Genomic DNA, 20,907 nt, shown 5'->3' on the forward strand with positions numbered 1-20,907 from the left:
ATATGAAATCATGGTATCCCAAAAATGGGCGTGTTATATTGCATGTTGATATGAATAGTTTTTATGCATCGGTAGAAATTGCAGATAATTCGCAATTAAAAGGTAAGCCACTTGCTATTGCCGGTAATCCTGATGAACGTAAAGGAATTATTGTTACAAGTAGTTACGAAGCACGAAATAAAGGCGTAAAAACTACGATGTCACTTTGGGAAGCAAAAAAATATTGTCCTGAACTGATTGTAAAAAGACCGAATTTTGACCGTTATCGAGAGGTTTCCAATCAAATTTTTCGAATCTTGGAAGACTATACGCCATATGTGGAGCCTGTCTCGATTGATGAAGCGTTTCTGGATATTACAGATAGCTATGATCTAGGCAATCCACTCGAACTTGCCAATGCTATTCAACAACATCTAGCAAACGATTTAGACTTGCCGTGTAGTATAGGAGTAGCTCCTAATAAATTTTTAGCAAAAATGGCTTCTGATATGAAAAAACCAAACGGTATAACCATATTAAGAAAAAGGGATGTTTCCTCAAAGCTATGGCCATTAGCGATAGAAGAAATGTATGGAATCGGAAAAAAAACAGCAGAAAAATTAAAGAAATATCAGATAGTAACGATTGAAGATTTAGTAGAAACTGACACAGTATTGCTTAAAGGGTTATTAGGAGTAAATGGGGAAAGATTAAAAACCAGGGCGCTGGGCGAAGATCCGCGTCCGGTTGATCCAGAAAGTGCGAGCAGTTTTAAAAGTATCGGAAGTTCACAGACGTTTCCGGCTGACGTATCTGATTATGATCCGCTACTAGCACAATTAAGAATTCTCTCGGAAAGTGTTGAAAAACGACTTCATCGAAAAGCAGCAGTCGGTGAAACGATCCAATTAACCATTCGATACAGTGATAGAAAGACGATTACAAGAAGGATGAAATTGAATCAGTATATTGAAAAAGCCTCAGATATATATTTTTACAGTGAACAATTATTAGAAGAGCATTGGAATTCTGATCCGGTACGTCTATTAGGGATCACGGTTCAGAATGCGGTAAAAAAAGACGACATCACCTATCAATTGAATTTATTTCATTATTTAGACCGATTGAAATAGGAATGCAGACACGATGAACTCTTAGTGGTATAGTCACTTTAAAAATTTAAATAAGGTGTTTAAAGTAAAAGTGCCTATTTTACAAGTAAAGAAAGCATATAACCATTGGTATCACCACTTTTATCACGGTGATAACCATCTGTAAGAATCCTACTGATCATAGTCTCACTTTATAAGTAAGATAGGAAAGGGTTGATGCAAAACATGTCAAGAAAAAAAGCGAGGATAGATAGTCAGATGAAGGAAGATGTGTACTTCTCCTGTTTGTCATTCTGAAAGATAGCTTGTGCAGGCCGACCGCTGCGGCTGACCGTTTCGCTTTCCTAGGGGCATGTTCTTCAGCTAATCCCTCAGGAGTCGAAACGTCGGCCTCCGCTATAGCTTTTTCTACAACGAATATCAGAAAAAGCATGTTGGTTTTATAACCATTATTAGTGATTTTCAACGCCATAGCTTTGCACTTCCACAGGGATAATAACCCAAGATTCTAGGTCTGACACATGTTGTAGAGCATGATTCAGCGTAGGCCGCCCACTTCAACTCCTGTGGGACTCGTTTTTCCTGAAGATCCACTTTTTCGAGCGGTTTTTGCGCGAAAAAGTTAGCTGAGGGAAAAACCCCACGGAAAGGGGAGTGGGCAGCCGAAGCGGGGGAGATTACTGTTAAAGTGAGACTATGATCAGTGGAGGTTTTACAGACGGTTAGTACCGTGATAAACATGTCAAGATTACTACATGGAGTTAGCGCATACCATCTGAGTTAATGATAAGGACCGGGTGGGTTTTCCCCTAAACAAGCGCATTAAGCTTATTTTATGGTAGTTGAATAAAAATCATGTGCAATGACTGTATTATCAAAGTATTGCTTAGCTTCTGATAATAATTGAGCTACTTCGTCCGATTGAAAACGAGAAGAAATATGCGTCAAAACTAATCCCTTGATATGTGCGCGTTTAGCCAATTTTGCAACTTCTGTTGTTGTAGAATGATAATAATCATATGCTAATTCTTCAAGTTCTTCGCTAAATGTAGCCTCATGAACTAATAAGTCGACATGAGTGATAAAAGAGATATATGCTTCATGTACCCGAGTATCTCCTAAAATGGCCACGCTTTTTCCTTTCTTAGGCTCTCCGATATAGTCTTTAGATTGAACTGTATTACCATTGGGTAGTTCGACTGTTTCTTCCGTTTTGAACTGGCGATAGATTGGACCAGGTGTAATACCTTCTTCTTTTAGTTTATCTACTAATAAAGGGCCAGGACTGTCTTTTTCATCAATACGGAAGCCAAAGCTGTCAATGGCATGATCTAATTTTTTGACAGCGACTGAAAATTGATCATCCTCGTAAATGACGCCTTCCTTTAGTTCCTTTATAATAATTGGGTATGATAATCTTGACTGGCTTACTGTTAATGATGTTTCTATAAATTGTTTAGTTCCTATTGGGCCATAAATGGTGACCGGATCTTCTCCGCCTTGAAAAGACCGGCTGCTTAACATACCAGGTAATCCAAAAATATGATCTCCATGTAAATGGGTAATGAATATTTTTTCAATTTTTTTGGGCTTGATTGAAGTATGTAAAATTTGATGTTGCGTCGCTTCACCACAATCAAACATCCAAAGAGCATTACGTTCTTGTAATAGATCTAATACGATGGACGTGACGTTACGATCTTTACTAGGTAATCCAGCCCCTGTTCCTAAAAAATGTACTTGCATCGATTAATTCCTTTCTGCAAACCTTCTTTTTTTGATGTCAATCGCTAATTTAGGTACATCTGTAAAAAGTGCTTGACATCCTAAACGAATCGCTTTATTAATGGTAATTGGTGAATTTACTGTATATACTGCAACATATAATTTGTTTTCATTTGCCAGCGTGACTAATCTGTTCGATAGAAGGCGATAGCCGATATGGATACCTTTTGCTTTAATTTTTTTACTGTATGGGATCAATGTTCTATTTCGTCTGCCTGTTAATAGAGCATAGTCGATGTTCACATTTTTATCATTAACTTTTGTAATACTAGCGTGGTTAAAACTGGAGATAACGGTTTGTTTTGCCATCTTGTATTCATTTAATTTTTGACAGACTATATCTTCTAATCCTTGATAAGAAATAATATTATTTTTAAGCTCTACATTCAATTTTAATTGTTTACCCTGGTTCCATGCAAGTAAGTCATCTAACCTTGGTATTTTTGTGTCTGTAAAATGGGGAGATTTCCAACTTCCTGCATCTAGTTGTTTCAGTTCGTTATAAGTAAAATCCTTCACAAATCCTGTACCATTTGTTGTTCTGTTTAGCTGTTCATCATGGATTAAAACCGGGATGTTATCTTTGGTTAATTGTACATCTGTTTCAATACCATCCGCTCCGTGTTTATAAGCAAGCTCAAAAGCTGGCATTGTATTTTCGGGTGCATGTTTACTTGCACCACGATGTGCATAAATAATAGTAGACATCGTTTCACCTCTAATATATAAGTTTAACTTCTTCATGATTGTCTTTAATTTAACAGGAAAAGTCAATGGTATAAGTAATATATTCGCTATTTCTAACAAACATTTTACAAAACCTCCAAATTGAGATTTTGTTATATCCGTGTATTGAGTATGATATGATAGAAGTGGAGTTGATAGAATGAACAGGTTACAAGGAAAACATGTACTGATAACTGGAGCTTCTAGCGGAATTGGCGAAGCGCTAGCATTTACGGTAGCAGAACAAAAAGCTATTCCTGTTTTGGTTGCCAGAACAGAAAGTAAATTATTACAGATTGCAAGGAAAATAGAAAATATGTACTCAATCAAACCAATCATTTATCCAATTGATATTACTGATCGTGAGGAGTGGCAGAAGGGAATAGATAATATTCTCAAGGAATGTGGTAAAATCGATGTGCTTATTAACAATGCTGGTGTAGGATATTTTGAGGAATTTGATCTAATAAATTGGGACACCATTGAAAATATGATTAGGCTCAATATCGATGCATTGTTTTTTACGACTTACTATTTACTTCCTACACTTATGAATCAACCTGCTGCACATATTATTAATATCGGTTCTCAAGCAGGTAAAATTGCTACGCCTAAATCTGCTGTATATAGTGCTACTAAAGCAAGTGTTATCAGTTTCTCAAATGCATTGCGGATGGAACTGAAAGGCAAGGTATCTGTTACGTCGGTAAATATTGGTCCGGTTGAAACTGCTTTTTTTGATATCGCTGATCCAAAAGGTGATTATCAAAAAAGTGTATCAAAATATTTGTTAGATCCAAAGGATGTATCCAAGCATATAACCAAATCAATGTTTACAAATAAAAGGGAAATAAATTTACCGTTTTGGATGCATATAGGAAGTATGATGTATCAAAATTTTCCTCGCATAATGGAAAAAATTCTGAAGCCGGCCTTTAAGAAAAAATAATGGAGGGGAAACTATGCAATTGACGATAACTAAAACTGCACTAGATAAATTGGAGTCATTAACGACAAAAAAATCAACTATATTAGCTTTAACGTATGACACAGAAGGCTGTGGTTGTGGTGTTAATGGTATGGCAACCATTGCGCTTATTGCAAAACAAGAAGCGAATCACAAAGAGGTAGACTGTGATCAATTTGATGTAGTCGTCCATAAACAAGAGGCAACATTTTTCAGTAAAGAAATGACATTAGATTATAATGGTACTACATTCCGTTTATCAAGTCCTAATGAAATGTTAAATCCGTTTATTCATACAAATTCAGTCATGGTCTCATAATGAGAAAGCTCGGGAAATCCCGAGCTTTTTTGAGCAGATCAGAAAGTATAATAATTTCTTATTATCGGTGTTGTTGATAGGTATTTGCTTTGGTTATTTCTTTTACTTTTGCAAATTGTTCAGGATCAAAGTGTTGATCTAATGCGTTGACATTATCCTTTAATTGCTTGATCGAGCTCGCACCAGCTACAACAGAAGCGACAGCTTTTTCTTTTAATACGTATTGCATTGCTAAGCCATTCAATGTCTGATTATCATGTAACATATTTTGTAACTGCTCAACCGTACTTTTTAATGTGCTGGCATCATAATCTAAATAGCCTTTTTCACCTTTTTTAGTAGCGATTTCCGGACCATTGGAACTTAACATTCCTTTGGCAAGTGATCCTCTTGTTACCACACTGATATTTTGATTATTCAGCTGTGACAGAATTTCTTCCGGCCGACGATCGAGCATACTATATTGCATCATCACACTGCTAATATTAGCTTTTTTCGTATATTCCCGAATCACATTTGGTCTGATTGATGAAATGCCATAATAGCGAACGACACCTTCCTCGACTAATTCTTCAAACGCTTCAATAGTTTCATCAATAGGATCTTCAATCGTACCACCATGTAGCTGATATAGATCAATATAATCAGTATGTAATTTTCTTAAGCTTTCTTTCACTTGTTCTTTAATATATGCTTTTCTCGGATCCCAAAACCAGCTGCCATCGTCTTTTAAATGATTACCAACTTTTGTCGCTAAAATGATTTGATCGCGTTTATTTTTTATTGCTTGACCGACGATCTCTTCATTCTGTCCTTGATCATATAAATCCGCTGTATCTAAATAATTTATACCAAGATCCAATGCTTCATCAATAATTTCACTAGCTTTTGTCGGTTCTGTTCCAAGAGACATACAACCGAGTGCAATTTGAGAAACTTCTAGCTCACTTTTCCCGAGTTTTGATTTTTCCATATCGCTCATCCTTTCACCATCGTCATATAAATTCATTGTACAAATCGTAAGAAAGAAATACAATGAAAGAGATTGTTTGAATGAGAAAGGATGAAATAGCATGACTAATTTTGAAGAGAAAACAGTTCATACAGAGCCAATTTATAAAGGCAAGGTGATTAACGTTCAAATAGATGATGTCACCTTACCAAATGGTAAAACATCAAAACGGGAAATTGTCAAACATCCAGGAGCTGTTGCAATAATTCCGGTAACTAAGGATAATAAAATTATTTTTGTCAAACAATATCGTAAACCTTTAGAAAAAACTTTAGTAGAAATTCCAGCAGGAAAGCTGGAACATGGAGAGGCACCTGAAGTAACAGCAATAAGGGAATTAGAAGAAGAAACTGGGTATACAACAGATCAACTAACATATGTGACTTCATTTTACACCTCCCCAGGCTTTGCTGATGAAATCATGTATTTATATAAAACCAACTCACTAGAAAAAGTAGAGCAACCAAAAGCAATGGACGAAGATGAATTTGTCGAAATAATGGAACTTTCGTTAGAAGAGGCAGAAAGATTAGTTGTAGAGCAGGAAATACATGATGCCAAAACAGCTTATGCGATTCTTTATTTAAAACAAAAGGGTTTGAAATAAATGCTAAAGGAATTTTTTACGGATTTACATATTCATATTGGGCGTAATTCGATGGGGAAACCTGTGAAAATTACTGGGTCCAAAAATTTAACTCTGATGAATATTATGCAAGAAGCAAGTGAACGAAAAGGAATAGATATCGTCGGCATTATAGATTGTCATGCCCCTACAGTTTTAAACGAGGTAGAATTAGCTGTCAATCAAGGCATTGCAACAGAAGTAGCGGATGGTGGTATTCAATTGGGAAATACCACCTTAATTTTAGGCAGCGAAATTGAAGTATATGATCAACATTGTAAAGGTCCAATACATGTGTTATGTTTTTTCCCGTTTCTTAAAAATATGAAGGAATTCTCCCTTTGGCTTTCCTCACATATGAAAAACATTGAGCTCAGTTCACAGCGGTATTATGGAGATGCTGTTACATTACAAATGAAAACACATGAACTTGACGGCATATTCATTCCTGCCCATGTGTTTACACCATTTAAAAGTCTGTTTGGAAAAGGAGTATCCTGTTCATTAACAGAGGTATTAGATCCTGATCAAATAGATGCAATTGAACTTGGGTTAAGTTCTGATACAAAAATGGCTGATCAAATTAAAGAATTACATCAATATACGTTCTTGACGAATTCCGATGCCCATTCATTGCCGAAAATAGCCAGAGAATATCAACAATTACTTTTGGCAGAACCAAGCTTTAAAGAATTAAAAATGGCATTAAAAAGTGAAGAGCAACGTAGCGTAAAACAAAACTTTGGGATGAATCCTAAGTTAGGAAAATATTATGCAACAGTATGTGCCAATTGTCTAGCTCCATTTAAAGGAGATAAATGTTCTAAGTGTGGTTCTACCAAATATGTAAAAGGTGTTTCAGACCGCATACGAGAATTAGCTTCCGAGCAAGTTACTGTCAGTGAGCGACCAGATTATGTTTATCAAGTACCACTAGAGTATCTACCTAAACTGGGGCCAAAAACAATGGAAAAGTTATTAGATCATTTTGGTAATGAAATGAATATTATTCATCATGTACCGAAAGATGACTTAACAAAAATTGTTGGGGATAATCTTGCTTCTATGATTATAAAATTACGCAAAGGAAAGTTGATGGTTGATGAAGGTGGGGGAGGACGATATGGAAGAGTAAAAAGTTAATCATATTAATATTATATAGAATCAAAATACACTCTAGTTGTGTTCTATTTCTATCAATTCATTCATAGATTGGAAACGAGAACATAATTAGAGGATGTGAATGAATTGAAATTACCTAAAACCAGAAAACCAATCTCCAATCATTTTGCCAAATATCATACCATCTATATATTTACCATTATCCTTTTTATTACTGGGATCATATTTGGTGCAATAATTGTTAACAGTATGACATTTGTACAGAAACAGGATTTATTTTTCTATTTAGAGCGTTTTTTCCTTGGTTATTTACAAGATGAAAATATATCGAAGCAAGCTTTATTTTCAAATGCAACATTTTATCATGTCCAATTTTTAGCATTACTTTTTTTTCTTGGATTAGCCGTAATAGGATTGCCTATTATTTGGGTGTTATTATTTGTGAAAGGAATAGCCATCGGATTTACTGTAGGTTTTTTTGTCAATCAGTTAGGTTTCAAGGGTTTATTGTTCTCCTTTTCTGCTATAGCGCCACAAAACCTGATTATCATTCCGATATATATAATGGCAAGCAGCTTTGCGATGATATTCTCATTAACTTTATTGCAGAGTATGTTTTCTAAACGTTATAAACAACCAATTTTACAAATTTTCTACCGTTATACCGTTGTCTTTATTGGCTTAATGATCGTGGTTGGCTTGGCCGCATTATTGGAATCAATTGTTTCCTTTGAAACGATGAGATTAATATCAGACAGATTTATTAATTAATAATAATTATTAAAAGATAAAGAAATATTGGCTTTTTTATAATTATTTTAATTGACACCTTACATGGGACTATTTATAATGAACTTATGTAAGGAGGTCTTCATTATGGAACACCGTTTAGACCGTATTAAGAAGGAGCTGCACACGCAAAGTTACAAATTAACACCACAGCGTGAAGCAACTGTTCGTGTATTATTAGAAAGAGAAGAAGACCATCTTAGTGCGGAAGATGTTTATTTATTAGTAAAAGATAAAGCACCAGAAATTGGTTTAGCAACTGTCTATAGAACATTAGAATTATTAACTGAAATAGAAGTTGTCGATAAAATTAACTTTGGTGATGGAGTTTCCCGCTACGATCTTCGGAAAGAAGGGGCAAAGCATTTCCATCATCATTTAGTTTGTACAGAATGTGGATCTGTTGAAGAAATAATGGATGACTTGTTAGAAGAGGTTGAACAAACGGTTCAAACTGATTGGGGATTTATTGTCAAAGATCATCGATTAACATTTCATGGAATATGCCAAAAATGCCAAGACCGAATTTGTCGAAATTGTGAAGCAAAAAAATTATCCGCTAAATAGGTATATTTTTATATAATATCGGTATAAATTCTAATAGAGTCTATTCTATTAGGAGAATGCCCATATGTCATCCATTATAAAAGTTTTTTTTGAAATGATGAAGTTTTTTATTATTTTTGTGTTGTGTACCATTTTATTTTATTATGTGATTAAAGCATTACATCAAGAATATGAAAAATTAGATCGCTACGAATATCCTCAAGGAAATGCAGTGAAAGTATTACAACAGGAAGAATCTGATGTTTGGGAGCGTTTAAGTATCTTTTTTCGATTGGGAGAATAAATGATGGATGAAATGCAATATCCAGTAGAAGAGTTTTTTCATTTTTTGAAAATTGAAAGGGGATTATCTGATAATACATTGCAAGCATATAAACGTGACTTGCTAAAGTATTTTCATTTCCTGAAGGAAGAAAGAGAATTAACTGAATGGAAACAGGCTGGTCGTCATGATATTATGCAATTTATGTATCATTTGAACGACCAGGGTAAATCTTCCGCAACTGTGGCAAGAATGCTGTCCACTTTAAGATTATTTCATCAATTTTTAATAAGAGAATATCAGCTAAAAGAGGATCCAAGTTTACATATTGAAACACCAAAAGCTAACCGTAAATTACCCAAAGTATTATCTACAAAAGATATTGATAAATTATTAAATATCCCTGCTGAAGATAAATATTCAATCCGTAACAAAGCGATGTTAGAAACGCTTTATGCAACAGGATTGCGTGTGTCAGAATTGATTTCTTTAAAAATAAACGATTTACATTTAACGATGGGCTTTGTTCGCTGTTTTGGAAAGGGGTCAAAAGAACGAATCGTGCCATTAGGTGATATTGCTAAGGATGCTGTCGAATTATACATACAATCTGCTAGAAATGAGTTTGTTAAGAAAAAACAAACCGAGACAGTATTTGTTAATCACCATGGTAATCCATTGTCGCGTCAAGGCTTTTGGAAAATTATGAAAGAGATTGCCAATGATGCAGGAATTGAAAAGGAGCTATCTCCACATACATTACGCCATTCCTTTGCGACACACTTGCTTGAAAATGGTGCAGATTTAAGAGCAGTTCAGGAAATGCTTGGTCATGCTGATATATCTACTACTCAAATTTACACCCATGTCTCTAAGTCCAGGTTAAAAGATATTTATAAAACACATCATCCAAGAGCTTAAAGCGTCACGATTATCATCGTGGCGTTTTGTTATTTTTGGACGATTATAATAATCACATTTTTAATAAGTACACTATAGTTAATATTGCACTAATGAATATAGTTATTTGAGGCATACTACGTTGATAGAGAGGGTATGGATGAATAGGAGGGATTAGCATGATAACTTTTAATCGAATATTTTTAGTTGTACTCGATTCTGTAGGTATCGGAGAAGCCCAGGATGCTGCAGATTTTAATGACGTTGGTGCAGACACACTTGGTCATATCGCGGAACATCGGAATGGATTGAATATGCCTAATATAGCTCAACTTGGCTTAAGTAATATTAAAGAAATAAACGGAATAGAAAAGATGCTCAAGCCAAAAGCACATCATACGAAAATGCAAGAAGCTTCAAATGGCAAAGATACGATGACAGGGCATTGGGAAATGATGGGCCTTTATATTGACACTCCTTTTCGCACTTTTGAACAATTTCCTGAAGAATTAATAGAGGTAATCGAACAGAAAACAGGAAGAAAAGTAATTGGGAATAAACCAGCCTCAGGAACAGAAATTATTAAAGAATTAGGTCCACAACATATGGAATCAGGAGACCTAATTATTTATACTTCAGCTGACTCCGTACTGCAAATTGCCGCACATGAAGAGGTAATACCTGTTAAAGAACTATATGAAATTTGCGAGATTTGCCGTGAATTAACTTTAGATGAAAAATATATGATCGGTCGTGTAATTGCCAGACCATTTGTAGGTGAACCTGGTAATTTTGAACGGACTTCTAATCGTCATGATTATGCATTAAAACCTTTTGGATATACTGTTATGAATGCATTGGAAGATGGTGGAAGTGATGTAGTTGCCTTAGGAAAAATTTCTGATATTTTTGATGGTGAAGGTGTCACTGAGTCAATTCGAACAAAAGATAATGACGATGGAATGGAAAAATTTATTCAATCAATGGATAAACCATTTCACGGACTTAATTTTTTGAATTTAGTTGATTTTGATGCAAAATATGGCCACCGGAGAAATCCAGATGGTTATGCAGAAGCTTTAGAGAAATTTGATCAACGGTTACCTGAAGTGTTAGGTAAATTAAAAGACGATGACTTACTCATTATAACAGCAGATCACGGTAATGATCCTACTCACCATGGAACAGATCATACAAGAGAATATGTACCCTTACTTGTTTATCATAATGGGATTGAAGTTGGAACGGAATTGTCCATAAGAGAAACATTTGCAGACATTGGAGCAACTATTGCCGAGAATTTTAATGTGAAACAACCTGAGTATGGTAAAAGTTTCCTTGAAGACATAAGATAAGCGCAAAGCTGAAGGAATAGCATACGCAAATACGCTTGTCTTTCAAATAAAAAGGCTGTTTACTACTTTCCATTTGCTAGTTTGAGTTACACAAGTCCTATTAATAAAGAGGTGACTGTAATGAGGATGGTTGACATTATCGCTAAAAAACGAAATGGCGAAGCTTTAACAGAACAAGAAATTACTTTTTTCATCGGTGGATATATGAAGGAAAATATTCCAGATTATCAAGTGTCTGCATTGATGATGGCTATTTATTATCAAGGTATGACACAAGAGGAAACGGCTTATTTAACGAAAAATATAGTGGCATCTGGTGATATTATTGATTTAAGCCCTATCGAAGGTCATAAAGTAGATAAACATTCTACTGGCGGTGTTGGTGATAAGACGACTTTTATCGTAGGTCCTTTAGTTGCTGCTGCCGGTATCCCTGTTGCAAAGATGTCAGGAAGAGGGTTAGGTCACACAGGCGGAACGATAGATAAATTAGAATCAATACCCGGTTTTAAAGTCGAATTAACAAACCAGCAGTTTATTGATAATGTTAACAAATACAAATTATCAGTAGTTGGCCAAACCGGAAATTTAGCACCTGCCGATAAGAAATTGTATGCGTTACGAGATGTTACAGCAACGGTTGACTCTATTCCGTTAATTGCAAGTTCTATTATGAGTAAGAAGATTGCTTCAGGTGCTGACAGTATTGTGTTGGATGTCAAAACTGGTTCAGGAGCCTTTATGAAATCATTTGAAGATTCCAAACGATTGGCGAAAGAGATGGTGACAATTGGAAAACAATTAGATCGACAAACCATTGCCGTTATCAGTGATATGAATCAACCATTAGGCTATGAAATCGGAAATGCTAATGAAGTAAAAGAAGCGGTTGAAGTATTACAAGGAAAACGAGTTGAGGATCTTCGTGAATTAGCAATTGAACTTGCGGCACATATGACATTAGTAGCTGGTGTGTATCAGGATTATACAGAGGCAACACAATCATTGGAAAAGTTAATCGACAATGGTGAAGCCTTCCATTGCTTTAAGAATTTAATAAAAGCCCAGGGTGGTGATATAGCTGTCGTTGAAGATCTTTCTAAATTACCAGGATCGTCCTATAAAGTTGAAGTGAAATCTGTTCAAAAAGGTTATATACACGAAATGGAAGCAGATGAAATAGGGGTAGCAGCTATGCATCTTGGTGCTGGAAGAGCAACCAAGGATGATGAAATTAATCATGGGGTTGGTATTACCTTACAAAAGAAAATCGGTGATTATGTAGAGCAAGGAGATACTCTAGCTATATTAAATAGCGATGAAGAAAATGTTGAACACATCATTCATATTGTAAAGAATGCTTATGGCATTAAATCAGAAAAACCAAACAATCAAAAAATGATATATGAAGTCATTAAGTAAATAATATATCGAAAAGATAGCGGGAACTTCTCGCTATCTTTTTTATTGGAGAATATTAGAGCCAAAAGTTACTGGATTTTCACTTCCCACTAAAGAAAATGTGAAAAGAATAAAATAAATTACTTTACTAGTTATAGTTTTAGATTATTTTGGAAAAAATAGAAATGTTATAACTCGGAGGTGAACAATGTTGAAAAGAATAAGCCTAATTTTACTCGTTGTAGTAAGTATGGTGGTGATCGGTCAAGGAAGTGTATTTGCTCATCATGAAGAAAATCACGTATCAAGCGAAGTAAGTGAAAGTGAATCATTAGATTTAGCTACACATTCTAAATCAGCGATACTTATTGAGCGTGACACAGGAAATATATTATATGATAAAAATTCTAGCGAGAAATTACCACCAGCAAGTATGACTAAAATTATGACCATGTTACTTATTATGGAGGCCATTGAAAAAGGTGAATTATCCTTGGATGAACAAGTAAGAGTCAGTGAAAATGCTGCATCAATGGGGGGATCACAAATCTTTTTGGAAGCTGGCGAAGAAATGTCAGTTGATGACTTATTGAAGGGGATTGCCATCGCTTCAGGTAATGACGCGAGCGTTGCAATGGCAGAAAGAATTGCTGGTAGTGAGCAAGTTTTTGTGGAAATGATGAACAAAAAAGTAGAACAATTAGGACTTAAATCTACTAATTTCCAAAATTCAACAGGATTACCAGCAGATAATCACTATAGTACTGCTCATGATATGGCCGTTATGGCTAAGGCATTACTAAAATATGAGGATATTACAAATTATACAAGTATTTACGAAGATTATTTGCGTAAAGGTTCAGAAGATGAGTTTTGGCTAGTTAATACTAATAAACTGGTTAGGTTCTATGAAGGCGTAGATGGTCTGAAAACTGGCTATACAAACGAAGCACAGTACTGTTTAACTGCTACTGCAGAGAAAAACGGTATGAGAACAATAGCAGTTGTTTTGGGAGCAGAAAGTACAAAAGAACGTAATAGTGATGTAAGTCAATTATTAGATTATGCTTATGCAAAATTTGATACGAAACCATTATACGAAAAAAATCAAGCTGTGACGTCGTTCGAATGGTTAAAGGCAAATAAACAGAAGGTAGATGTAGTTACAAGCGACTCTGTTTCGATTCTTTTTCCAAAAGGAACAGACTTAAATAAAATCGATACGAAAATAACGATTAATCAAGATATAGAACTACCGCTAGAAAAAGGAACAATGGTCGGTAAGCTTCAAGTGGTAGAAGGTGAAGATACTATCAGTGAAACAGATTTAATCGTACTAGAAGATATTAACCATGCTAATGTATTCCAACTGTTTAAAAGAACCTTTCAATCGTTCTTTTAATGAATTGAAAGAAGAAGTCGAATATAAGCTTTTTTAGACGATTTCGTTCTACTTTTGTCAATTAGCAGGATAACAGAAAGAAGATATAGAAAAAGTAATTACAGAAAAAACTGGGAGGGAAAAATATGCAATTACAGTCACAATTTACTGTAGTCGAAGATGTATTAATCGTCCGATTGGATGGTGAATTAGATCATCATTCTGCAGGTCGATTAAAAATAGAATGGCAAGATCACCTGCATCAAGAGGGGATTAAACATGTCATTTTAAATCTCGATGCCTTACATTTTATGGACAGTTCAGGGTTAGGGGTAGTATTGGGCCGATACAAGGAAGTTAAACAATTAGGTGGAGAAATGATTGTCTGCTCTGTCACTCCAGCTGTAAAAAGGTTATTTAATATGTCAGGTTTATTCAAGATTGTTAGGCTAGAGTCAAATGAAGATTTTGCTCTTTCCAGTTTGGGGGTGGCTTCATGAATAATGCAATGGAATTAAAATTCAGAAGTGTTAGTGAAAATGAGGCGTTCGCCAGGGTTTCAGTTGCAGCATTTGTATCTCAGATTGATCCAAATATGGATGAATTAACAGAAATTAAAACAGTTGTTTCTGAAGCAGTAACCAATGCTGTTATTCATGGTTATGAAGAGGATTCAAATCAATACATCTATATCACTTGTAGCTTAACTGATCAAACATTATCAATTTTAATCGAGGATGATGGGATAGGCATCGATAATATTGATTTAGCAAAAGAACCGCTTTATACATCTAAACCTGAACTGGAACGGTCAGGAATGGGATTTACCATTATGGAAAATTTCATGGATAAAGTCGAAATTAGTTCACATCCAGGAGAAGGCACTAAGGTTAAAATGACAAAAGATTTTCAAACTAGCAAAACCATGTGTAATTAGGTGATGGCTATGAAAACACAAATGTCTAATACGTCGCCTTTAGATGATAAAGATGTAAAGAGGTATATTCAGTTAAGTCAACAAGGAGATGAAGATGCAAGAGCAATATTGGTAGAAAAAAATATTCGTCTAGTCTGGTCTGTTGTACAACGTTTTCTCAATAGGGGCTATGATCAAGATGATTTATTTCAAATAGGTTGCATTGGGTTATTAAAGTCTATTGACAAGTTCGATTTGGAATACGACGTGAAATTTTCCACTTATGCTGTACCGATGATTATCGGTGAAATACAACGATTTATACGAGATGATGGTACAGTAAAGGTTAGTCGTTCCTTAAAGGAAATTGGTAATAAAATTAGAAGGATGACAGATGAATTAACAAAAGAACTAGCCCGAGCGCCGACAGTACAAGAGATTGCAGATAAGCTAGATCTTACGCCTGAAGATATCATCCATGCCCAGGAAGCGACGAAAAAACCACAGTCCATACATGAAACAGTGTATGAAAATGACGGTGATCCCATTACATTACTGGATCAGATTGCAGACGTCAATGATAATTGGTTTGATAAGTTATCAATGGAACAAGTTATTAAGGACTTGGATGAAAGAGAACGATTAATTGTTTACTTAAGGTATTACAAAGATAAAACACAAACAGAGGTTGCTAACAGGCTAGGAATTTCACAAGTCCAGGTTTCTCGTATAGAAAAGAAAATATTAGAGAAAATAAAAGAAGAGATTGTTTATTAGGATTATCCAAAGGGATAGTCTTTTTTTTTATGAAAAAAAAGTTCACGAAAACCATGAACTGCGCAGTAACTCTATAAAGGATTTGCTTCCTTCCCTTCTTTCTTGTAAAGATTGTTATGCCACCGCTGCGGCAGAATACTTCGCTTTCCGTGGGCACGGCTTCAGCTAACTTGGTAAAGAAAATCACTTTACCAAGTGGTTCTTCAGCCCCGCGTGAGTTCCCACAGGAGTCTACGTATTCTGCCTACGCTGGTAAGGATTTACTGATGATTGAAAGGATAACATCCATGGAATATACACCTTTAGGATTTCTTCTGACTTCATTAAAAAACTACTCTAGGCTGCGGAAAAATGCGAGACTCCTGTGGGAAAGGAACAGTCTGAAGACCCCGCAAGAAAACGTACTAAGGCCGTGCCCAGTGGCATAGAAGACACTGTGAAAACTTGGTTGAACAGATGTCGCACTTGTGCCCTCGGGTGAAAGCGAAGTATTCTGCCGAAGCGATTCCCAGCACTCACCATCAAAAAGGTGGAAGAGCAAATCTACGCAATAAGTTACTGCACAGTTTGTATCTACTACTTAATAAGTGGAGTGGGTAGGGATAGGGTTCGTATGGTTTTCCATACCGATATGAATACATATATAAAATCAACTTATACTAAGCACACACTATTTCCTCACAAGCTAATATTAAAAGGATGATGTAATGTGCAGGAAGAAAAGGTTTATATTCAACTTAAAAAGAAGATCGCAGTGGACAAACAACATTTATTAATATTAAAAGACGTTGCTTTTGTCACTGGTAATATTGATTATTTGGAACAATTGGAAACATTAAAGATTTATCAAATTACTGAGAAAGATAATAATGTTTCTGTTATTGACGGCTTCCAATTATTAGATACGCTAGTAGAGGCATATCCATTCCTTTCTGTCGAATTATTAGGAGCGAATCAGGTAATTGTGGAGATTAAGAAAAATGATAAAAAAGCTAATTTCTTCTTAATTCTCTTCATTTGGATGCTTCTCTGCATCGGATCAGCAATGGCGATCATGAATTTCCATTATGATGTCAGTATGGAAGAGGTCCATCAAGGATTGTACTTCTTATTAACAGGTGAACAAAAGGATAAACCGCTTTGGATTCAAATCCCCTATTCAATCGGTTTAGGCTTAGGGATGATTCTGTTTTTTAACCATATTTTCAAAAAGCGTTTTAATGAAGAACCAAGTCCGTTAGAAGTTGAAATGTTTAACTATCAGCAGGACCTTGATCACTATTTAATTTATCATGAGAATGTACTAAATAAACGTGATGACTCGTGAAATAGTCTATATACTAGCGGAGATTGCAATAGGCTTTGGGTCAGGGTTAATGGTAGGAGCGGGCTTTGTAGCTTTTTTAACTGTATTAGGAATCATCCCGAGATTAGTTCAGTTAAGTAAATCCATTGGATGGATGAATAATTATCAGGCAAGCGTTATTATAGGTGCCATGCTCGGAACATATCTAACTTTCACAGAATGGACACTAAACATTCCGGTTTTAATTTTAGGATTTTGGGGGTTATTTCACGGTATCTTTATTGGAATGTTAGCTGCTGCATTAACAGAAGTATTAAATGTTTTTCCAATTTTAATGAAAAGATTAGGAATTGATAAAGAACTACTTTGGTTATTAATGGCAATAGTGATTGGTAAAATTGCCGGGTCATTATTTCATTGGATCATCTTTGTAGATATTTTATAAAGATTAAGTAATCAAAGAACAGTCAGAACAAAGAGCGCCTTTCACATTCAATAGTTTTCTCTCTTTGGTTCTACTTAAATGATACGATGAAAGGAGGAGCATTGGACTGTTTCTGATACTATAGAAATGAAATATTTCACTTTCATTTATTTTTATATGGTATCAGACACATTTTGCTCACGGGCGTCCAATGCGATAATCATGAAAAAAAAGAAAAATAAAATTCCCGTCAATCGTTTAATCATGAAAAATCAAGAATATATGAAAACTAGGCTAGGTATCGATGTATCTTTTGATGTTGGATTCCGTGAATTAATAATTTTAAAGAAAAAAATCCAATTATATTATGTGACTGGATTAGTCGATACAGATTTTGTGATTGAAGTTATGAAAAAAATAATTTCAATCAATGATGAAGAGAATAGGGATAGTGACATATATGAAGTACTGAATAACCGCATAGTTCACCAACAGGTTGAAAAGGCAAAAACAATGGATGAAGCTGTTGATCAAATGTTATCTGGACTACTCATTATTTTTGTAGATGGTCAAGAAGAATGCTTTATCATTGATGTTCGTAATTATCCAGGTAGAGCGCCTGAAGAACCTGATACAGAGAAAGTCATAAGGGGTTCAAGAGATGGTTATACGGAAAATATTATTGAGAATACGGCTCTGACAAGAAGACGTATAAGAGATGAACGGTTACGTCACGAAATGATTCAAGTTGGTGAACGTTCTAAAACAGATATTTGTATTTCCTATTTACAGGATGTAGCAGATAAAGGACTTTTAGATTTAATTAAAGATGAATTAAATCAAATTGAAGTAGATGGACTTTCTATGGCAGATAAAACGATTGAAGAATATTTAGTTCAACAGGGATTTAACCCTTACCCACTTGTAAGGTATACGGAGAGACCAGATGTTGCTTCGACACATTTACTGGAAGGTCACATATTAATTATGGTTGACACCTCCCCAAGTATGATTATTATGCCAACCACTTATTTTCACCATGTGCAACACGCAGAAGAATATCGTGAATCACCAGCGGTAGGTACGTTTGTCCGTTGGGTCAGGTTTGTCGGGATTTTTGCTTCCCTATTTTTATTGCCAATTTGGTTGTTACTGGTAATAGACCCATCCCTATTACCTGAAAATTTACAGTTTATTGGTCCTAATGAAACAGGGAATGTACCAATTGTTGTTCAAATCCTATTGGCAGATATCGGTATCGAATTTTTACGGATGGCTGCCATTCATACACCAACTCCTTTATCAACTGCGATGGGGTTGATTGCTGCAGTGTTAATCGGGGAAATAGCGATAGAGGTAGGGTTATTTAGTGCAGAAGTAATTTTATATGTCGCGATTAGTGCAGTTGGGACATTTGCAACACCAAGTTATGAATTAAGCGTAGCGAATAAAATGGCAAGAATTATTTTAATTATTTTGACCTTTGCTTTCCAGGTGAAAGGGCTCATCATCGGAATCACAATTATTCTCTTGATATTGATATCTACTAGGTCGATGCAAACTCCATATTTGTGGCCATTGATACCATTTAACGACAAAGCTCTATGGCAAATTTTATTCCGCGTGTCGATGCCGTTGTCAAAGACAAGACCTAGTATTGTAAGACCTAAAAATAATCGTAGTCAGGCATAAATTAGAGTAAACACTTGAACTGGGGATAAGCCTGTGATAAATTAACTTTATACTTTGTTAGAATTTGTAGAAATGGGAATTCTTTTATCCCTTGTCTACCTGTCTATGTTAAAAAGATGGGGATAAGGGATTTTTATTTGAAGAATACAGGTAGTAGCAAGAGAAGGCGAGGGTTCAATAAGATGTTACATCCGTTTGGAGTTAATGGGGAGGGTCATTTAACAATTGGTGGCTTGGATGCGCTTGATTTAACTAATAAATATGGCACTCCATTATTCGTTTATGATGTCCATAAGATTCGTGAAAATGCGCAAGCGTTTGTTGATACATTTAAAGAACACGGTGTACCAGCACAGGTGGCTTATGCGAGTAAAGCATTTTCTTCGATAGCAATGATACAAATTGCTAAACAAGAGAATTTAAGCTTAGATATTGTTTCACAAGGAGAGTTATATACAGCTTTACAAGCTGATTTTCCTGTTGAGAAAATTCATATGCATGGAAACAATAAAAGCCTTGATGAAATTTCTATGGCCGTAGAACATAACATTGGTTGTATTGTCGTGGATAATTTTCATGAAATTGATTTATTAGCACAGGTATTAAAAGAACAAGAAAAAGAGATGGATGTTTTAATAAGAGTAACTCCAGGAATTGAAGCACATACACATGATTACATTTTAACAGGTAATGAAGATTCTAAATTCGGTTTTGATTTAACTAATGGGCAAGCTGAGGAAGCTTTACAGAAATTAATGAAATTCGATGAGATTCATGTAAAAGGGCTACATTGCCATATTGGTTCGCAAATATTTGAAACAGATGGTTTTACAATGGCGATTGAAAGAGTTTTTCAAGTATTGAAAGATTGGGCAGACCGCTATGAATACGAATCAGAAGTATTAAATGTTGGCGGTGGATTTGGTATTCGGTACACAGATGAAGATGAACCTTTACCACTTTCAACTTATGTTCAAGCTTTAATTGATAAAATCGACCAGCAAGTGAAAGAAAATGGGATGGTATTACCTGAAATTTGGATAGAACCTGGTCGTTCAATTGTGGGAGATGCAGGATTAACGTTGTATTCAATAGGTTCTGTGAAGGAAATACCAAATGTTAGAAAGTATGTGTCAGTTGACGGTGGAATGACGGATAATTTGCGTCCAGCACTTTATAATGCAAAATATGACGCTGTTATTGCAAATAATGTCAATGGAAAGGAAAAAGAAGAAATATCGCTTGCAGGTAAATGTTGTGAGTCTGGTGATATGCTGATTTGGGATATAGAATTACCAAAAGTCAACCAGGATGATATTGTAGCTGTATTCTCAACAGGCGCTTACGGGTACTCGATGTCTAATCATTATAATCGTTTTCCTAAAGCAGCTGTAGTTTTTGTTGAAGATGGTCAAGATAAATTAGTTATTAAACGGGAGTCATTTAAAGATATGATCCAAAATGACTTGTCATATGAATAGGAGGATAAA

Annotated in this window: 21 protein-coding genes and 1 pseudogene; 19 read left to right on the top strand and 3 right to left on the bottom strand. The window is 35.2% G+C overall.

Features of this window, described 5'->3' with window-relative positions:
- Positions 1-2: 2 nt before the first annotated feature.
- A pseudogene (locus BM121_RS09415) lies at positions 3-1,094 on the top strand (DNA polymerase IV); the annotation flags it as partial.
- A gap of 825 nt (positions 1,095-1,919) precedes the next feature.
- On the opposite strand, the gene rnz reads toward BM121_RS09415, so the two are convergent.
- On the bottom strand, positions 1,920-2,837 hold the full coding sequence (gene rnz, locus BM121_RS09425) for a ribonuclease Z (RefSeq protein ID WP_091483387.1): 918 nt from the start codon (positions 2,835-2,837) through the stop codon (positions 1,920-1,922).
- A gap of 3 nt (positions 2,838-2,840) precedes the next feature.
- Positions 2,841-3,584, bottom strand: coding sequence for a glycerophosphodiester phosphodiesterase (locus BM121_RS09430; protein ID WP_091483572.1), 744 nt, complete (start codon positions 3,582-3,584; stop codon positions 2,841-2,843).
- A gap of 178 nt (positions 3,585-3,762) precedes the next feature.
- On the opposite strand from BM121_RS09430, the gene BM121_RS09435 reads away from it, so the two are divergent.
- Together BM121_RS09435 and BM121_RS09440 are read left to right on the top strand one after the other, a co-directional pair.
- Positions 3,763-4,551 carry an SDR family NAD(P)-dependent oxidoreductase gene (locus BM121_RS09435; protein WP_091483388.1) on the top strand — a complete coding sequence of 263 codons (789 nt, stop codon included), beginning with the start codon at positions 3,763-3,765 and terminating at the stop codon, positions 4,549-4,551.
- A gap of 13 nt (positions 4,552-4,564) precedes the next feature.
- Complete coding sequence (locus BM121_RS09440; protein ID WP_091483389.1) at positions 4,565-4,888, top strand: iron-sulfur cluster biosynthesis family protein; 324 nt, start codon at positions 4,565-4,567, stop codon at positions 4,886-4,888.
- A gap of 61 nt (positions 4,889-4,949) precedes the next feature.
- On the opposite strand, the gene BM121_RS09445 is transcribed toward BM121_RS09440, so the two are convergent.
- Positions 4,950-5,861, bottom strand: a complete 912-nt coding sequence (locus BM121_RS09445) for an aldo/keto reductase (RefSeq protein ID WP_091483390.1) — start codon at positions 5,859-5,861, stop codon at positions 4,950-4,952.
- Positions 5,862-5,961: 100 nt separating this feature from the next.
- Between BM121_RS09445 and BM121_RS09450 the strand changes: the two genes are divergently transcribed.
- The 16 genes from BM121_RS09450 (at position 5,962) to lysA (ending at position 20,898) form a co-directional block, all read left to right on the top strand.
- Positions 5,962-6,507, top strand: a complete 546-nt coding sequence (locus BM121_RS09450; RefSeq protein ID WP_091483391.1) for an NUDIX domain-containing protein — start codon at positions 5,962-5,964, stop codon at positions 6,505-6,507.
- On the top strand, positions 6,508-7,668 hold the full coding sequence (locus BM121_RS09455; protein ID WP_091483392.1) for an endonuclease Q family protein: 1,161 nt from the start codon (positions 6,508-6,510) through the stop codon (positions 7,666-7,668).
- Positions 7,669-7,773: 105 nt separating this feature from the next.
- The gene (gene spoIIM, locus BM121_RS09460) at positions 7,774-8,418 is read left to right on the top strand and encodes a stage II sporulation protein M (RefSeq protein WP_091483393.1); all 645 of its coding nucleotides are present in this window, start codon (positions 7,774-7,776) and stop codon (positions 8,416-8,418) included.
- A 105-nt stretch (positions 8,419-8,523) separates the two neighbouring features.
- On the top strand, positions 8,524-9,003 hold the full coding sequence (gene fur / locus BM121_RS09465; protein ID WP_091483394.1) for a ferric iron uptake transcriptional regulator: 480 nt from the start codon (positions 8,524-8,526) through the stop codon (positions 9,001-9,003).
- A 64-nt stretch (positions 9,004-9,067) separates the two neighbouring features.
- Entirely contained in the window at positions 9,068-9,286 is a 219-nt protein-coding gene (locus BM121_RS09470; RefSeq protein ID WP_091483395.1) for a DUF4227 family protein, read from the top strand.
- Between the two features lie 12 nt (positions 9,287-9,298).
- Positions 9,299-10,186 (top strand): site-specific tyrosine recombinase XerD, encoded by an 888-nt coding sequence (gene xerD / locus BM121_RS09475; RefSeq protein ID WP_175495397.1) that lies wholly within the window; start codon positions 9,299-9,301, stop codon positions 10,184-10,186.
- A gap of 158 nt (positions 10,187-10,344) precedes the next feature.
- Positions 10,345-11,520, top strand: a complete 1,176-nt coding sequence (gene deoB, locus BM121_RS09480) for a phosphopentomutase (RefSeq protein WP_091483397.1) — start codon at positions 10,345-10,347, stop codon at positions 11,518-11,520.
- 120 nt (positions 11,521-11,640) lie between these two features.
- A complete protein-coding gene (locus BM121_RS09485; protein WP_091483398.1) occupies positions 11,641-12,942 on the top strand; it encodes a pyrimidine-nucleoside phosphorylase in 1,302 nt (433 codons plus the stop codon).
- A 187-nt stretch (positions 12,943-13,129) separates the two neighbouring features.
- Positions 13,130-14,323: a D-alanyl-D-alanine carboxypeptidase family protein gene (locus tag BM121_RS09490; protein ID WP_175495379.1), complete on the top strand. Its 1,194-nt coding sequence runs from the start codon at positions 13,130-13,132 to the stop codon at positions 14,321-14,323.
- 125 nt (positions 14,324-14,448) lie between these two features.
- Entirely contained in the window at positions 14,449-14,802 is a 354-nt protein-coding gene (spoIIAA, locus tag BM121_RS09495) for an anti-sigma F factor antagonist (RefSeq protein ID WP_091483399.1), read from the top strand.
- Entirely contained in the window at positions 14,799-15,239 is a 441-nt protein-coding gene (gene spoIIAB / locus BM121_RS09500; RefSeq protein ID WP_091483400.1) for an anti-sigma F factor, read from the top strand. The genes spoIIAA and spoIIAB overlap by 4 nt, the downstream gene beginning before the upstream one ends.
- A gap of 9 nt (positions 15,240-15,248) precedes the next feature.
- Positions 15,249-15,995, top strand: coding sequence for an RNA polymerase sporulation sigma factor SigF (gene sigF, locus BM121_RS09505; protein ID WP_425432228.1), 747 nt, complete (start codon positions 15,249-15,251; stop codon positions 15,993-15,995).
- 709 nt (positions 15,996-16,704) lie between these two features.
- Complete coding sequence (locus tag BM121_RS09510) at positions 16,705-17,322, top strand: stage V sporulation protein AA (RefSeq protein ID WP_091483401.1); 618 nt, start codon at positions 16,705-16,707, stop codon at positions 17,320-17,322.
- Positions 17,312-17,746 (top strand): stage V sporulation protein AB, encoded by a 435-nt coding sequence (locus BM121_RS09515; RefSeq protein ID WP_091483402.1) that lies wholly within the window; start codon positions 17,312-17,314, stop codon positions 17,744-17,746. The genes BM121_RS09510 and BM121_RS09515 overlap by 11 nt, the downstream gene beginning before the upstream one ends.
- A 201-nt stretch (positions 17,747-17,947) precedes the next feature.
- Positions 17,948-19,417, top strand: coding sequence for a spore germination protein (locus BM121_RS09520; protein WP_091483575.1), 1,470 nt, complete (start codon positions 17,948-17,950; stop codon positions 19,415-19,417).
- A gap of 182 nt (positions 19,418-19,599) precedes the next feature.
- A complete protein-coding gene (gene lysA / locus BM121_RS09525; protein ID WP_091483403.1) occupies positions 19,600-20,898 on the top strand; it encodes a diaminopimelate decarboxylase in 1,299 nt (432 codons plus the stop codon).
- Positions 20,899-20,907: the final 9 nt, after the last annotated feature.

The sequence above is a fragment of the Gracilibacillus orientalis genome, assembly GCF_900114645.1.
Lineage (GTDB): Bacteria > Bacillota > Bacilli > Bacillales > Amphibacillaceae > Gracilibacillus > Gracilibacillus orientalis.

Excerpts from the sequence above, each read along its gene's own strand:
- rnz (WP_091483387.1), bottom strand. The coding sequence starts at position 2,837 with ATGCAAGTACATTTTTTAGGAACAGGGGCTGGATTACCTAGTAAAGAT.
- BM121_RS09430 (WP_091483572.1), bottom strand. The coding sequence starts at position 3,584 with ATGTCTACTATTATTTATGCACATCGTGGTGCAAGTAAACATGCACCC.
- BM121_RS09435 (WP_091483388.1), top strand. The coding sequence starts at position 3,763 with ATGAACAGGTTACAAGGAAAACATGTACTGATAACTGGAGCTTCTAGC.
- BM121_RS09440 (WP_091483389.1), top strand. The coding sequence starts at position 4,565 with ATGCAATTGACGATAACTAAAACTGCACTAGATAAATTGGAGTCATTA.
- BM121_RS09445 (WP_091483390.1), bottom strand. The coding sequence starts at position 5,861 with ATGGAAAAATCAAAACTCGGGAAAAGTGAGCTAGAAGTTTCTCAAATT.
- BM121_RS09450 (WP_091483391.1), top strand. The coding sequence starts at position 5,962 with ATGACTAATTTTGAAGAGAAAACAGTTCATACAGAGCCAATTTATAAA.
- BM121_RS09455 (WP_091483392.1), top strand. The coding sequence starts at position 6,508 with ATGCTAAAGGAATTTTTTACGGATTTACATATTCATATTGGGCGTAAT.
- fur (WP_091483394.1), top strand. The coding sequence starts at position 8,524 with ATGGAACACCGTTTAGACCGTATTAAGAAGGAGCTGCACACGCAAAGT.
- BM121_RS09470 (WP_091483395.1), top strand. The coding sequence starts at position 9,068 with ATGTCATCCATTATAAAAGTTTTTTTTGAAATGATGAAGTTTTTTATT.
- xerD (WP_175495397.1), top strand. The coding sequence starts at position 9,299 with ATGCAATATCCAGTAGAAGAGTTTTTTCATTTTTTGAAAATTGAAAGG.
- deoB (WP_091483397.1), top strand. The coding sequence starts at position 10,345 with ATGATAACTTTTAATCGAATATTTTTAGTTGTACTCGATTCTGTAGGT.
- BM121_RS09485 (WP_091483398.1), top strand. The coding sequence starts at position 11,641 with ATGAGGATGGTTGACATTATCGCTAAAAAACGAAATGGCGAAGCTTTA.
- BM121_RS09490 (WP_175495379.1), top strand. The coding sequence starts at position 13,130 with ATGTTGAAAAGAATAAGCCTAATTTTACTCGTTGTAGTAAGTATGGTG.
- spoIIAA (WP_091483399.1), top strand. The coding sequence starts at position 14,449 with ATGCAATTACAGTCACAATTTACTGTAGTCGAAGATGTATTAATCGTC.
- spoIIAB (WP_091483400.1), top strand. The coding sequence starts at position 14,799 with ATGAATAATGCAATGGAATTAAAATTCAGAAGTGTTAGTGAAAATGAG.
- sigF (WP_425432228.1), top strand. The coding sequence starts at position 15,249 with ATGAAAACACAAATGTCTAATACGTCGCCTTTAGATGATAAAGATGTA.
- BM121_RS09515 (WP_091483402.1), top strand. The coding sequence starts at position 17,312 with ATGACTCGTGAAATAGTCTATATACTAGCGGAGATTGCAATAGGCTTT.
- BM121_RS09520 (WP_091483575.1), top strand. The coding sequence starts at position 17,948 with ATGAAAAAAAAGAAAAATAAAATTCCCGTCAATCGTTTAATCATGAAA.
- lysA (WP_091483403.1), top strand. The coding sequence starts at position 19,600 with ATGTTACATCCGTTTGGAGTTAATGGGGAGGGTCATTTAACAATTGGT.